Origin of the sequence: Brucella rhizosphaerae, from assembly GCF_002252475.1 — a bacterium.
Taxonomy (GTDB): domain Bacteria; phylum Pseudomonadota; class Alphaproteobacteria; order Rhizobiales; family Rhizobiaceae; genus Brucella; species Brucella rhizosphaerae.
In genome coordinates, this window is the sequence record NZ_NNRK01000027.1 from 1 (window position 1) to 1,166 (window position 1,166).

The following is a 1,166-nucleotide window of genomic DNA, read 5'->3' on the forward strand; positions in this document are numbered from 1 at the left end:
TACTCGATGATCGAAGCGACGATGCCTGCACCGACGGTACGGCCACCTTCACGGATAGCGAAGCGGAGCTTCTCTTCCATAGCGATCGGGACGATCAGCGTAACGTCAACGGTAACGTTGTCGCCAGGCATAACCATTTCCGTGCCTTCTGGCAGGGTAACAACACCGGTCACGTCAGTTGTACGGAAGTAGAACTGTGGACGGTAGTTGGTGAAGAATGGCGTATGACGGCCACCTTCGTCCTTGGTCAGAATGTATGCTTCTGCCTTGAACTTGGTGTGTGGCTTAACCGAACCTGGCTTGCAGAGAACCTGACCACGTTCAACGTCGTCACGGCCTACACCACGAACCAGTGCGCCGATGTTGTCGCCAGCCTGGCCCTGATCGAGCAGCTTGCGGAACATTTCAACGCCGGTAACAGTCGTCTTGCCGGTGGCCTTGATGCCAACGATTTCGACTTCTTCGCCAACCTTAACGATACCGCGCTCAACGCGACCCGTAACAACCGTACCGCGACCCGAGATCGAGAACACGTCTTCGATTGGCATCAGGAACGGCTGGTCAATCGGACGCTCTGGCGTCGGAATGTAGTCGTCAACTGCAGCCATCAGGTTGCGGATTGCGTCTTCGCCGAGTTCCTTCGAAGAATCTTCCAGAGCAGCAAGAGCCGAGCCCTTGACGATTGGAACTTCGTCGCCTGGGAAGTCGTACTTCGAAAGAAGTTCGCGAACTTCGAGTTCTACGAGCTCGAGAAGTTCAGCATCGTCAACCTGATCGCACTTGTTCAGGAACACGACGATCGCAGGAACACCAACCTGACGAGCGAGCAGGATGTGCTCACGGGTCTGTGGCATCGGGCCGTCAGCTGCTGAAACAACCAGGATCGCGCCGTCCATCTGTGCAGCACCGGTGATCATGTTCTTAACATAGTCAGCGTGGCCTGGGCAGTCGACGTGTGCATAGTGACGAGCTGCAGTTTCATATTCAACGTGTGCCGTCGAAATCGTGATACCGCGAGCGCGTTCTTCTGGTGCAGCATCGATCTGGTCGTATGCCTTGAATTCACCGAAGTACTTCGTGATTGCTGCCGTCAACGACGTCTTGCCATGGTCAACGTGACCAATCGTGCCGATGTTTACGTGGGGCTTATTACGTTCAAACTTGCT

The 1,166-nt window shown here is 55.0% G+C and carries 1 protein-coding gene; it reads right to left on the reverse strand.

What is annotated here, in order from left to right; all coding sequences use genetic code 11:
- Positions 1-1,166 (reverse strand): elongation factor Tu (gene tuf, locus CEV32_RS12635; protein ID WP_094577495.1); only part of this gene is annotated, 1,166 nt, incomplete at both ends.